At 45.5% G+C, this 14,066-nt stretch carries 10 protein-coding genes; 8 read left to right on the top strand and 2 right to left on the bottom strand.

The genetic code is table 11. From position 1 onward, the window contains the following. The first annotated feature begins 101 nt into the window (after positions 1-101). The 8 genes from BS19_RS19065 to BS19_RS19030 all read left to right on the top strand — a co-directional run bounded on the left by BS19_RS19065 (position 102) and on the right by BS19_RS19030 (position 9,682). On the top strand, positions 102-530 hold the full coding sequence (locus BS19_RS19065) for a hypothetical protein (protein WP_157631214.1): 429 nt from the start codon (positions 102-104) through the stop codon (positions 528-530). A 190-nt stretch (positions 531-720) separates the two neighbouring features. Beyond that, positions 721-2,028, top strand: coding sequence for a TolC family protein (locus BS19_RS19060; protein WP_245609315.1), 1,308 nt, complete (start codon positions 721-723; stop codon positions 2,026-2,028). A 12-nt stretch (positions 2,029-2,040) separates the two neighbouring features. After that, positions 2,041-3,753 (top strand): efflux RND transporter periplasmic adaptor subunit, encoded by a 1,713-nt coding sequence (locus BS19_RS19055; protein WP_038177495.1) that lies wholly within the window; start codon positions 2,041-2,043, stop codon positions 3,751-3,753. Next, positions 3,750-6,887: an efflux RND transporter permease subunit gene (locus tag BS19_RS19050; RefSeq protein ID WP_038177494.1), complete on the top strand. Its 3,138-nt coding sequence runs from the start codon at positions 3,750-3,752 to the stop codon at positions 6,885-6,887. The genes BS19_RS19055 and BS19_RS19050 overlap by 4 nt, the downstream gene beginning before the upstream one ends. Before the next feature lie 66 nt (positions 6,888-6,953). Next, a complete protein-coding gene (copI, locus tag BS19_RS19045; protein WP_038177493.1) occupies positions 6,954-7,493 on the top strand; it encodes a copper-resistant cuproprotein CopI in 540 nt (179 codons plus the stop codon). A 180-nt stretch (positions 7,494-7,673) separates the two neighbouring features. After that, positions 7,674-8,720 (top strand): GGDEF domain-containing protein, encoded by a 1,047-nt coding sequence (locus tag BS19_RS19040; protein WP_038177492.1) that lies wholly within the window; start codon positions 7,674-7,676, stop codon positions 8,718-8,720. Between the two features lie 378 nt (positions 8,721-9,098). Next, positions 9,099-9,311, top strand: a complete 213-nt coding sequence (locus BS19_RS19035) for a cold-shock protein (RefSeq protein WP_038177491.1) — start codon at positions 9,099-9,101, stop codon at positions 9,309-9,311. A 164-nt stretch (positions 9,312-9,475) separates the two neighbouring features. After that, entirely contained in the window at positions 9,476-9,682 is a 207-nt protein-coding gene (locus BS19_RS19030; RefSeq protein WP_038177490.1) for a hypothetical protein, read from the top strand. 199 nt (positions 9,683-9,881) lie between these two features. On the opposite strand, the gene BS19_RS19025 is transcribed toward BS19_RS19030, so the two are convergent. Together BS19_RS19025 and BS19_RS19020 are read right to left on the bottom strand one after the other, a co-directional pair. Next, entirely contained in the window at positions 9,882-10,352 is a 471-nt protein-coding gene (locus BS19_RS19025; RefSeq protein ID WP_038177489.1) for a hypothetical protein, read from the bottom strand. A 164-nt stretch (positions 10,353-10,516) separates the two neighbouring features. Beyond that, a complete protein-coding gene (locus BS19_RS19020) occupies positions 10,517-13,960 on the bottom strand; it encodes a hypothetical protein (protein WP_038177488.1) in 3,444 nt (1,147 codons plus the stop codon). Positions 13,961-14,066 lie beyond the last annotated feature (106 nt).

Raw genomic sequence — 14,066 nt, 5'->3', positions numbered from 1 at the left:
AGCATGGAATGATCAAGTTAACCAGAAAAAGCCTGTAAAACGGAGTTGACCTTACCCTAGGTGTAAGGTTTATACTTCTCTACTCTTATCAAGGGTACGCTATGACACACTCATCACGCACAACATGGATTATGATTTTCGGCATCTTGGCGATGTTGATGTCTAACTATGTGTCAAGCGCACCAAGCATGGTAATGAAGAGTATGATGATGTCAGAGGTGGTGGTCGACAATACTCACTCTGTTCATTCTACTCATTCTACTCATTCTGTGACGAGTTCTGAGCGTGATTATTGTCATTCCTCCACTTTAGCTAAAGAGTATCCAACGACTCAATCAGTCAGTCATTGTGATGATACTGACACCGACACCCATATCCACTGTGGATCTGTCTGTTCCAGCGCCTCTTTTCCTTTAGCCAATATCAAAACAAACAGTGAGTTTTCTTCTCGTTTTGCCCATTTTAATGCGGTGAAAATGGGTGAAAAGGTCTCACGTTCGCAAAGTATTCTCCGCCCACCTTCCGCTTAATTCAACTCGCACTTTCGTTCTTTAGCTCTGATTGATGATCTATATTGATTGTTGAGCTAGGGAGATATCTATAGCGTTTTTACGCTCTAAATGGATACCTATTGTGATTATTGAATTAAGTACTTTTGATCGCCCCAAAGCCCTGAGTCTGTGTATTGCTGCGAGTGCGGCAATGCTACCATCTTTAGCCATGGCTGATATCGTAAGCCATTCAGAAAACACTCAAACTGCGACGTTACAGCTCAATCAAATGATAGCTGTGGCGATTATGCAAGATGCTACTCGCGCGCAATACGCGTCTCAATCTCAGGCATTAAGAGAGAGTGGTGTTGCAAGTTCGACGTTGATGGACCCTAAAATAAAAGTCGGCTTTGGCGGTTTGCCTATCGACTCCTTTAAGTTCGATGACGACCCAATGACCAACATTTCTGTTGGTTTGATGCAGCAATTTGAGCGCGGCTCGACATTAGAGCTCAATCAACGTAAAGCCAACCAACAAGCCGAAGGCGTCTCACTTCAAGCTCAAGTTCGCGAACGTGAGATTGCCAACCAAATGACTCAATTGTGGCTCGAACTCGGCTATTTGCAACGCACACAAGCACTGGTGGAAGAGAACCAGCGTGTGATGGGGGAGATGGAACAGTTCGTCCGTACTAATTACGCTATCGGTAATAGTGAAGCACAAGACTTACTCAATACTCAGCTTCAGTTGCACAAAATTGATGACAAGTTGCAGAGCAATCTACAGATGCAGCAGCGTTTACTAGCACAGCTGTCAGAGTGGCTTGGTGCGCAGTGGCTAACGCAAATAAATCATGAGGCTCTGCCGTTAGCAAGTAACCAGTTGGATTGGTCGCGTCTTGACCAATTATTGGCTCGCTATGCACAGACGCAAGAGTACTACCCTGAGTTAAAGCAGCACCCAATGGCGAGTATTGCCGATGTCAATATTTCAGTCACACAAACGCAAGTGGACATTGCCGAGCAATCATATACCCCGCAGTTTGGTGTTGAAGTCATGTACGCCCACAGACAGGCGAATAACATGCGTGGCGAACCCGCCTCTGATCTTGTTAGCGCCTATTTAACGTTGGACATTCCATTGTTTACAGGAAACCGCCAAGATAAAAGTCTATCGGCTGCGCAATATCAGGTCGGAGCGTCTCAATACCAAAAAGACGCACTTCTGGCGCAGATGAACGCGCAAGTGAATGCTTTGGTCAATGATCGCGTTAATCTTATCGAACGTATCGAACGCTACCAAGAACGTCTCATTCCTCAAGCGAGTGCCAGAATCGAAGCCATAGAGCGTGGCTACCAAAATAACACCGCTCAGTTTAGCGATGTGTTGACCGCAACAACTGATGATATTGCGCTACGCATAGAATTAGAGCGATTAGTTACCGATCTCAACATTACCAATAGCAAACTTGCAGCTTTACTTGGCGGGTATCAACACTCGCTGCCCAACTCCGCTGCACACGCGCCACAACAATAAGAAGGAAAAGTCATGAGTACGTTAAAAGTTGCAACGGTTGCGCTATTGGTCGGTGGTGTTATCGGGTATGGAATTAGTCGCTATTTACCAGAGATGGACCATGAAATGTCCGCCCTAGCGAGTGAAACTCGTTCGTCAACGAATGAGCCTCTGTACTGGGTTGCTCCGATGGATCCCAATTATCAACGAGACAAACCAGGTAAGTCGCCAATGGGCATGGATTTAGTCCCTGTCTACGCTGAAGACCTTAATGGTTCAAGCGATAAGCCAGGGACCGTTAAAATTGATCCTTCGGTTGAAAACAACCTCGGAGTGAAGACGGCGATGGCCAAGCGAGAGGCCTTATCACCACGGATTGAAACGGTCGGTTATATTGCCTTTGATGACAGCAAACTGTGGCAGACCAATGTGCGTGTTTCTGGCTGGGTAGAAAAGCTCTATATCAACGCGGTCGGAGAGAAGGTAAAGCGCGGTGAGGTGTTGTTTACGCTTTATTCCCCTGAGCTTGTTAAAGCGCAAGAGGAGCTCATCAGTGCTTACAAAGCGAAGCGTTCTGGCATGATTAAGGGAGCGACCGATCGATTGGCGACCTTAGGGGTTGATAAAGCACAAATTGCTGCCATTGCACGTAGTGGTAAGGCAACTCAAACCATCGAGATCAAAGCGCCTGCTGATGGCATTATTGCCAGCTTGAATATTCGCGAAGGGGGCTATTTATCACCGGCTCAAGCGGTGATAAGCGCGGGGCCTCTAGATGAAGTGTGGGTCGATGCTGAAGTGTTTGAGCGTCAGTCACACTGGATAAAACAAGGCAGCCAGGCATCAATGACATTGGATGCTCTGCCAACAGGGCAATGGACAGGAAAAGTAGACTACGTTTATCCCATTCTTGACCCTGACACACGTACATTGCGTGTCCGCCTTAAATTCGCTAACCCCAATGGTGAGCTGAAACCGAACATGTTTGCCAATGTGGCGTTGCATCCTGTCAGTAGTGAAGAAGTCATAACGATTCCGCGCTCAGCGGTGATTCGCTCTGGTGGCATGACAAGAGTCGTGCTTGCTGAAGGGGATGGTAAATATCGCTCAATTCGTATTGAAGTGGGACGAGAGGCTGGCGAAAACATTGAAGTGATGCAAGGTCTCAAACTTGGCGAGAAAATTGTCACCTCAGCTCATTTTATGTTGGATTCTGAATCGAGTCAGTCTGCCGATCTTGAGCGTATTAATGGAATAGAACCATTAAAAGAAACCGCGTGGGCAAAGGGTGAAATTACCGATGTGATGAGTGGACATCGAATGTTGACCATCAATCACCAACCTGTCCCGCAATGGGAGTGGCCGGGCATGACGATGAATTTTACCCTTGCTGAAGGGGTGGAAATGGGCGATTTCAAGCAAGGCCAAAGCATAGATTTTGAGATGCAGAAGTCTGAAGATGGCCAATATCAAATCGTCGATTACAAGGTTGGTGACAGCGTGATCGCAGCGCAGGTATGGGTTACCGGTAATATTACCATGCTAATGGCTGATTTTGGCATGATTACTCTGAGTCACCTTCCTGTCGCCGAGTGGGGATGGGAGGCTGGGGAGATGAACTTTTCAGTGGGTGATGAGGTCGATCTGTCGGGATTAGAAGAAGGGCAACGCGTTCGGTTTCTAGTTGAAAAGCAAGCCACGGATTACCTACTTAAACAAGTAGCAACTAGCGAGGATGAAGCATGATTAATGCGATTATTCGCTGGTCTATCAATAACCGATTTCTGGTGTTGGTTGCAACGGTAGCACTTGTTTTTGGCGGGCTTTATAGCGTAAAGAATACGCCAGTTGATGCCATACCTGACCTGTCTGATGTGCAGGTGATCATTAAAACCAGTTACCCAGGCCAAGCGCCGCAGGTGGTTGAAGATCAAGTGACCTATCCGCTGACCACTGCCATGCTTGCTGTGCCGGGTGCAGAGACAGTGCGTGGTTATTCGTTCTTTGGTGACTCATACGTGTACATTATTTTTGATGATGACACCGATATGTATTGGGCGCGCTCACGCGTGCTTGAGTACTTAAGCCAAGTTGCCCCTAACTTGCCGCCAAGTGCCAAGTCTGCCCTAGGGCCTGATGCTACTGGTGTGGGTTGGATATACAGTTATGTTTTGCAGGATAAAACCGGCCAACATGACTTAGCTCAACTGCGCAGCCTGCAAGACTGGTTCTTAAAGTATGAGCTGCAAACTGTGGATGGTGTCTCTGAAGTCGCAACAGTCGGCGGTATGGTCAAGCAGTATCAGGTTCAGATTGATCCTGCCAAGCTGCGCGCTTATGACCTGACGCTGCAACAAGTAAACCAAGCGATTCAAGACGGTAACCAAGAAAGCGGCGCCTCGGTGGTGGAAGTTGCTGAAGCTGAGCATATGGTTCGAGCCACAGGCTACCTGACCAGCATCGAAGATATTCAGGCGCTGCCATTAAAGGTGACAGGGCAAGGGACCCCGTTGCTGCTAGGAGATATCGCCGAGATCAATCTTGGTCCTCAGATGAGACGCGGAATTTCCGAGTTGAATGGTGAGGGTGAAGCAGTGGGTGGCGTTATCGTGATGCGATTTGGTGAAAATGCCAGTGAGGTGATCAATAAGGTTAAGCTGAAGCTTGCGCAGTTACAAAGCGGTTTACCTGATGGTGTCGAGATCGTATCGACCTATGATCGCTCGACATTAATCAATGCTGCTGTTGAAAACCTTTGGAAGAAGTTAGCCGAAGAGTTCATCGTTGTTGCGGTTGTTTGTGCGCTGTTCTTATTCCATATTCGCTCTTCGCTTGTGATTGCACTGAGCTTACCTGTGGGAATTTTGTCTGCGTTTATCATCATGTATTGGCAAGGCATCAACGCGAATATCATGTCGCTAGGGGGTATTGCAATAGCGATTGGCGCCATGGTGGATGGCGCAATCGTGATGATAGAAAACGTCCATAAGCATATTGAACGTACCCCGCTGAATGATAAGAACCGTTGGCAAGTGATTGGTGATGCGGCGCAAGAAGTGGGCGCGCCGCTATTTTTCTCACTGATTATCATCACGTTAAGTTTTGTGCCTGTGTTTGCCTTAGAAGGGCAAGAGGGCAAAATGTTCTCACCACTTGCCTTTACTAAAACCTACGCGATGGCGGCGGCGGCAGGACTCGCCATCACTCTGGTGCCAGTACTGATGGGTTACTTTATTCGAGGCAAGGTGTTGCCTGAGAATAGAAACCCGATCAACAAAGGGTTGGTTGCTCTTTACAAACCGCTACTTAGTGCCAGTCTCAAATATCCGAAAAGCACCATAACGCTCGCGTTAGCTTTGATGTTATCTGCTTATTATCCAGCGTCTAAGCTCGGCAGTGAGTTCATACCGCCATTGGATGAAGGTGATTTGATGTATATGCCGACCACCTATCCCGGTATCTCTATTGGTAAAGCACGTGAGCTTTTGCAGCAAACCAATAAGTTGATCATGACGGTACCTGAAGTGGAAACGGCGTGGGGCAAAATCGGCCGTGCAGAAACCGCCACCGATCCAGCGCCACTGACGATGATCGAGACGGTAATTCAGCTCAAACCACGTGAAGAGTGGCGTGAAGGGATGACCTCAGAATTACTGCGCAAAGAGTTTGATGATCTGGTGCAATTTCCCGGTTTGACCAATGCTTGGGTGATGCCGATCAAAACACGTATCGACATGCTGGCAACAGGGATTAAAACGCCGATCGGAATAAAAATAGCCGGGCCTGATCTGAAAGTCATCGAGAAGATTGGCGCGGATCTTGAGCCGATTTTAAATGGCATTTCAGGCACCGCTTCTGTGTATGCCGAGCGTGTTGCGGGTGGGCGTTATGTGACTATCGATATCAATCGTCACGCTGCTGCACGTTATGGGTTGAGTATCAAACAAGTTCAGCAAGTGGTCTCAACGGCGGTTGGTGGCATGAATGTCGGCGAAACCATTGAAGGGTTAGAACGCTACCCAATTAATGTACGTTACCCGCAAAGTTACCGTGATTCAGTGGTTAAGTTGCGAGACTTGCCGTTAGTGACGCCAAACGGCGCGCGTATTGCGTTAGCTGATGTGGCGGATATTCGCTACGAAGATGGTCCGCCGATGATCAAAACGGAAAATGCGCGTCCAAATGGCTGGGTTTATGTCGATATCGAAGGTCGAGATCTCGGCTCTTACGTTGAAGAAGCGAGAAGCTTAGTCACGGAGCAGCTCAACCTACCCGCGGGTTATTCGCTCGGATGGTCAGGTCAGTATGAGTACATGGAACGAGCCAAAGAGCGTTTGGGGGTGGTTGTGCCAATTACGCTTGCCATCATCATGTTGTTGCTCTATTTGAGCTTCCGCCGAGTGGGAGAGGTGATGATCATTATGCTTACGCTACCCCTTGCTATGGTTGGCGGTTTATGGCTAATGCATTACCTAAACTACAACTTCTCGATTGCGGTTGGGGTCGGTTTTATTGCCTTGGCTGGGGTCGCGGTTGAGATTGGTGTGATTATGTTGGTTTATCTAAACCAAGCGTGGCACTACACCAAATTGACACGACAGCAGCAACATCAACCCTTGTTGCTTAAAGACCTTAATGACTCGATTGAAGAAGGCGCTGGGCTGCGTGTGCGCCCTGTAATGATGACGGTTCTGACTGTCATTATTGGTCTGATCCCGATTATGTATGGTGAAGGCACTGGCTCTGAAGTCATGCAACGTATCGCCGCGCCAATGATTGGTGGCATGGCGTCTGCCTTGCTACTCACTCTCGTTGTGCTACCCGCCATTTTTAAATTGTGGAAGCTGCGCGAGTTAAAAAACAACGACGAGTTAATCTAACTAAGCTCAACAATAAAAGCCTCGCTTAATGGTTGAGGCTTTAACACCGAAAGGGAAGGAAATAGTATGAAAAAGACACTTATCGCCATCGCATTGGGCCTTACTGCAACGTTTGCACTGGCCGATAGCGGACAGATGAAGATGAACCATGGTGAGATGGACCATGGTGAGATGAACCACGCCAAGATGGATCATTCAGGCATGAATAACGCCATGATGAATATGGAGGGTATGTCTGAAGTTGGTATGCCAGCAAAAGGCGCGAAACCAGACAAAGTGGTGCATGTGATTCTGGATGATGACATGAGCATCAAATTCAAAAAAGCGGTAGAAATTGAACCAAATGATGTGGTGCAGTTTGTGGTGATGAACGTCGGCAAGATTGATCATGAGTTCACCATAGGTTCAGCGAGTGAACAGCTAAAACACCGCGAAATGATGAAAAACATGACTGGCCATGCTCATGACTCAGACAGTGCCGTTACCGTTCAACCGGGCAAAGCAAAGCAGCTTTTGTGGCATTTCCATGGTAGCAATCAAGTTGAGTTCGCCTGCAATATGCCCGGTCATGCTGAAGCGGGCATGATAAAGAAAGTGACTTTGTAAGTGGTAGATAGAGGGGGGCGTGACGGCTCACCCTCTCTTGATCATATTAGCGCTGTCATCACTTTCGTTTCGAACTATATCGGCGCAACACTTTTTGACAATAAGCCTGCACTTCGGGTGACGATGCACATACCTTAAGGTATATTAGCCGTATCATAAATGAGAGTGATGTGAACGGCAGTGCTAACCAAAGGATTAGAAAAATGGCTGGGGATAAGCTGTGACGACCCAGACTACAGAGAAAGCGTATTTATCTTTGCCTCTCTGAGCGTGTTGTCAGCTGTGCTCTCCTTTTTGGTTTATTACAATACCTTAGTCATACCCAGTCTTTTACTTGCTGCCATTGAAGCCGTGGGATTGGGTTTTTGTGCCATTGCCTACGTTTTTTTATGGCGCAGTAAAAAGATCAATATAGCCGCAACGATTATGGTGTCGGTAATGTCATCCATCAGCTTACTGTTTATTGTCGGCTCTGGTCACAGTGAATTTGCGTTAGCATTTTCGTTCTTGACGCCCGTGGTGGCGATATTTGTTCTAGGCTACAGACTCGGCTCAGTTTTCAGTCTAATAAATTTTGCAATAGTGGCTTATATCTGTTTGATTGATATGCATAATTGGCCACCCATTCCATTTGATACTATCAGCTTTATCCACCTTTCTATCATCTACTTGTTTTTATTTTCGATTGCCTATTTCTATGATTCTGGGCGGCGAAAAACCATGGATTTGCTGCATGAAACGAATCGACAACTGCAAATCTTATCTCATACCGATATGTTGACCCAACTGTATAACCGACGTCATATGGAAGCCTTGTTACTTGAGCCGCAGAAAGTGCAATGGATCGCGATAGTTGATGTTGATGACTTTAAGAAAATCAATGATGACTGTGGCCATGATGTGGGTGACCAAGTCTTGATTCAAGTTGCACGCATCTTAGAGACTGAAGTTGAAGGGGTTGGGCAGGTAGGTCGATGGGGAGGAGAAGAGTTTCTTATTGCGTTTGAGGTCGCCGACTACTCAGTTATTGAACAACGAGTTAGGTCAATTCAAACCACCATTGCGAATCATGACTTTAGTATTGGCCAGTCTGTAACCATCAGCTGTGGTGTTGCGCTTCATCAGGAGACTGCGAAAGCCAATACGTTTCGTCACGCCGATGAAGCGCTATATCGAGCGAAAAGCTCAGGTAAGAATTGCTTCTATGTCGCCGTTAACTCAGGATAGGCAAATTGCTTAATCGTATGGACTCAATGATGGCGTCGTAAAAAGGCGTTATTTTTTATGTTTATCAACTCCATCGCTGAGCGTTTCAGCGCGTTGTCGACAACTTACTTTTGTCTGTCATTTTTGTCATAAAAAAGTTAATTAGCTTAAAAATTAAATAATCCTTTACATTAAATTAATAAAGCGCATAATGGCTTTGCTCTGTTATTCAGAGTTATTAAATGAAAAAATAAAGTTTTTTAAGTAAAGCCCTCAGAATTCACTAGTTGTTATCCTCAGAGTTTCCCTTCGTTAGCTTCATAGATGCATTAAATAATTCAATTTTCAGCGCTTCGCATTTTGGCGACTCATTTATATTTAAATATTAAGGGACAATCTATGTCTGATAAAACAACTGGTTCTGTAAAATGGTTTAACGAAAGTAAAGGTTTTGGCTTTTTGACTCAAGATAATGGCGGTGCTGATGTATTCGTTCATTTCAACTCTATCGTTTCAGAAGGTTTTAAGACTCTAATTGAAGGCCAAAAGGTTCTTTTCAATGTAGAGCAAGGTCAAAAAGGCCTTCAAGCTGCGAATGTTGTCGTTGCTTAAACTGATTTAAATAGAGGTGGTTATCAACCACCTCTATACCTCCCCCCTCAAAATAGCCAATCAACTGCTTTCCCCCCTTAAAAGATGCATTCCTCACGCACTTATTTCTGGAAAAACTTTTGGTTTAAACTATAAAAATACCAACAATAAACTAGAAGATAATTATGCCAACATTTAATATTAAATATATTAACGAAAAAAATAACACATTAAGATTAGAAACGGTTTTTATGCGTGGCTTAAAAGGCGCCAAAATATCAGCTTCGTCTTGCGCTCCATTTTTTACAAGTAGAATTGAGCTCAGAGATCTTATTGGAACGTTACTAGCACACAAAGAAAATGGGGTTTGGCTTAATGCCAATAACGCTTAATTTAAAATTAGCGCTCCTCAAATCAACAGATTAAAATTACTCGAAACCTGATGTAGTAAACTTTCCGAAGCACGCTTTGTCCACTTCTAAGCTATTGGCAGATTTTTTATCAAATCTGGCAGTTCGCTTGAATCAAGGCAAGGTGTAGGATTTAAGAGAGTCACTACACCTGGTTAAATGTGTCAGGTTTAGTCGTTAACTACTCCCAGAACTTCCACCATTTCTTGCTGTTTTCTTCGCGCTGTTGTTGACCTTGCTCCGAGCCTTTACCTTGCTCTTTGCGCTCCTGACCTGCTTTTTTCTCTTGTTGTTTTGCTAAGCCTTTTGACTGCTTATCTTGGTCAGTTTTGAGCTTGTTTTGCTTCTGCTTGAGTTGTTGTTTGGCCTCATCAAGCTCGTCAGCTTCATCTTCTAATTGTTCGATTTCTTGCTCGATTTTCTGTTTGTTTTTTCCTTTGGCTTTTTTCGCGTTTGTTTTCTTTTCATCGATAAGCTGATCGAGTTCTTGTTCTCGCTGTTCCACCTCGGCGCTCACTTTTTGTGCGTCAGCAAAGGTTTTTATCTCTTCAAGATCTGGTTTTCCTTTCCCCGCCCATTCAGGCTTGGCGGCAAAAGTTGGCGATGAGATTAGGAGGGCAGAAAGAACGAGTGCAGTAGGGGAAAGTTTCATAGTGAATCCTTGTTATAAATAGCTTTATTGTATTCACTCTAGCGATAAATCGGAGTTTACACAAATAGTTAGCGATAGGTGAGTGCACATAAAAAAGCGGGCAACCAAGATCTCCCCCGAAATCTCCCCTAGCTGCCCGCATAACCTAAATGTGGTTAATTAAATTATTGTCGTAACATTGTTGCTGGGATAGTGACCTTCACTTTTTTGATTTGGTCATTACGTGCAAAGATGTTTTCACTTAGTGATTTTGATAATTCGAGAGTATTGAATGTTTCACTCGATCCATCACTGAACACGCAAGTAATGTTTGCGCTATCACCTTTCTGGTAGATGAATGGCACTTGGCAGTAGGTGAATGCCAGTTGGCCTTCGTCAACCGCATAGCTGCAATTTTCGCCACTCACATTGAGGCAATCAAATTGCGCGCTTTGGCTAAGGAACTCACTTTGATTCAGTAGCGTTGGGTTAATGACGATACGCCCGTGTTTAATTTCGATACCGAGCTCGACAAAACGTGTGATCACTTCTTCTTTTACCTGACCTGTCATACCCGGTTGCTGGGCACCCGCTTGTTTTGGCGTATGTGAATATGGGTCGGTCGGGAAGGCGCCGTAGTTGTCTGGCGTTTTGTTGAAACCAATACCTGCACGGACCTTGTAATAGTAATCGGCCAGTTGCGCGGTTTCAGTGCTGTTTGCATCAAGTTCACGCGCAGCCAAGTAGTTTTCTTGCACAGCGAGTAGCAGTTTAGAAACCATATGCCAGTAAATGCAGCCCAAGCCTTCGTAACCAAACATAGTGCCAGAACGACCAGTAAAGGCCTTATGGTTAAACACTTGTTCGTACAGTGATAGCACCGACTCTAAACTCTCGTTATCACTTTGTGTGTAGTCGGCTTTGACTTTTTGTAATGCACGTCTTAAGAACTCGGCATTTTCAAAGCTTGGATTGAAGTGAATTTGACCTTTTGAATCGCAGTTGATGATGCGTTGGTCTTTCGCTTCAAGCATGGCAGAAAGAAGTTTACTATTTTCTACCTCTGCTTGAGGAATATGATTCTTTTGCATAAAGCGTTGTAAATCGCGATCAGGGTAGAGCATGAAGCTATTTTGATCGGAGCGGTACATTTCGCTGGCAAAAAGGTTATCCAATAAGGTTACCGCTTGTTTTGGTGTGAGAACACCGGCACTAAGTACGGCAACTTGACCTTCAAGCATAGGGTAGAGTTCATCAATATTGAGGCTTTCTCCCGAGTAAGTAACGATGTTGTAAGCGTTGTATAGACCATCTTTTCGTAAGTTGTTTTCAATGCTTGAATCAAGCACGTTCATGCTTGTGGCAAGCATGTCTTGTAGTGCTGAAAGCTCGACATTGGTTTTGCCCGAGAAGCCTTTCATGCGATAAACACGGCTACGGTAAAGCTCAAATGCTTTCTCTAATTGAGTCAAAATAGCTTTACGTGTTTGACGCGTTACTGTTTCTTGCTTTATCTCTTTGCAGGCATCTTGCAGTACCTTGTGAATGGATAGCATCCAGTCAACGACTTCTTTAGAAATTGAGATATCGTTTGGTGCATTAGTCAGTAGTTTCTGCATAAAGGCGACGTAACGACGCATGTAGTACAGAGTGACCATCGATAAGCCATTACCAACAATCGCGTTATTGGCATCGTTCCACTCAGGACGTTGTGTGTTGAGCCAAATACCACCGTCGAGAACAAGATTACTCAGTTTAGACAGCAGTGGTACCATGATTTTTTCAGTTAAGTTTACCGTGTAAACCTCATTGTCGCGTTCAACTAATAGGCGACCATCGCTACCTAGATCGGCAACTCGTTGTTCGATCTCTGTCTGGAGCTCTTGATCAAAAGAGACGGTGTCTTTTGGGTTCGCGAACAGTTGTTCTACATCGCACAGTTTATAGGGAACGTTGGCGTAGCTGTAAATATCGCTGGTTAGCATCTCAGCCAGCTCTTCGCTTTGGTACTTGTCTGCCAACTCAAGGAACTTAAGTAGATAGATGATTTGGTGATCGCCCCAGTAGCCGATATTGCTCCACGGATCGTCTGCTTCCAGCAGTTCCCAATCTATGCCATCTTTGGTAATGCGGTATGGGTTATAGCCATCGATCGTTGAGGCGTTAACAAATTTAGCGATAAAAGATGAAATGAAGCCAGGATAGCTTAGTGCAATCGCTTCCCAGTTTTGGAAGATATCACGCCAGTTGCCTTGATAAGAAAGTAAGCGCTCACCGTTCTCATCTTTAAGTTTGATTTCATAATGGTTCCAAGGACGACTTGGGTCACCATGACGACGGCCAAACGTTAATGGCAGATACTCGTAGCTAAGGCGAATCAACTGCGCATCACCACGGTCTTTTGCTTGGCGAATCAGCTCAGCATGGGTGAAGTTCTCTGGCAGGTCAGCAAAAAATGCCGCGTGCTTAGTGGCGACTTTTTTGTTGGCATTGTTGAGCGTTTTTACCACATCAGCTTTGTCTAAACGGTAGTTGTTTTCAATCACGCCACCACGCATGTTATTAAACAGTACGTTAGCATAATGATGGACGCTGGTGTTTTCATCTGCGGTTAATTGCCAAGCATCGGCGCCCGACATCAGTGTGATCAGATCGCGTTGGTTATCTGCAATACTTTGCTCAACCAGCAAACCAAGCTGACTAGGGCTTGATAATAGCTCGGTGAGCTCATTAATCTCTTTATGGCCTTTATCGATGTCGGCCACTATGCGCCAATCTTGCGTTTGGTTGCCTGCTAGAGTGAGGTGTTTATGCAGTAAGTAGCTGCCGCGCACACCTTTGGTCAAGTTTTCACTGTTGATAGTTAAACCACGGCGGAATGCGCCCAGTTGTTCGCTGCTAAGTAACAATTGGCTATTGCTTTGGTCAAGTGAGAATACTGCAGTCGATAGCAATGACTCTGCTGGCTCGGCGCGGTCGCTGAGTTTAGCGTACATGGTGTACAGTGCCATTGATGAGTCGTCGACTTGCTCGTTCCATTTGTAAGCGTCAACCAGTGCGCTGCGCGTTTGGAGTGCGGCAAGAGGCGCGCCTGATGGCAACAAGTTCTGTAGACCATCAATCAATTCAAGTTGACGTTCTTGACCAGATAGATCGGTAATTTGGCTATGGCGAACAAAACCAAAACGCTCACTTGAGCTCCAGCTGTAACGGAATTTGAGCTTTAGGGTGTGGTTGATTTCTTCAAACACAATTTTGTCACCAATGGTGTTTTTGTACAGGTGACGTTCAGTGTGATAGAGGCCATCATGGAAACGGTTGAACGGTTCCCATAGTGCCGTCACACCTTGCTCGGTATGAACTTTAACGATGGTTTTTGAGCCAGTATTTTCGGCGTTCTCATGGATATGATCGACTGAGCGATAAGGAAATAGAGCGTTCTCTGGGCGGATTCGACCGGCTGATAAGCTGCCTGTAGACGAAATAAACAGCCAGTGATCGCTTGCTGAAACTACGCTAATGAAAAATGGTGACATTTGATCGACGTTGGCGATCTTGTAGAAGCGCTCGCCGTCTAAATCGACAAAGTGTCCAGTGACAGCAAGTTCTGATAAGTAGTCAAGGTTCATAATCGGTTGTCCTTATATGACTTCTTCTCTTGTTTCAGGCAATACTAGCCCTTACCAAGTCAACGCGTTATGCGCATGACTTGGCGAGAAGGAGTCGAATAAATTG

The sequence above is a fragment of the Vibrio pacinii DSM 19139 genome, from assembly GCF_000711795.1.
Classification (GTDB): Bacteria; Pseudomonadota; Gammaproteobacteria; order Enterobacterales; family Vibrionaceae; genus Vibrio; species Vibrio pacinii.
This window is presented reverse-complemented; position numbering and strand designations above follow the sequence as displayed.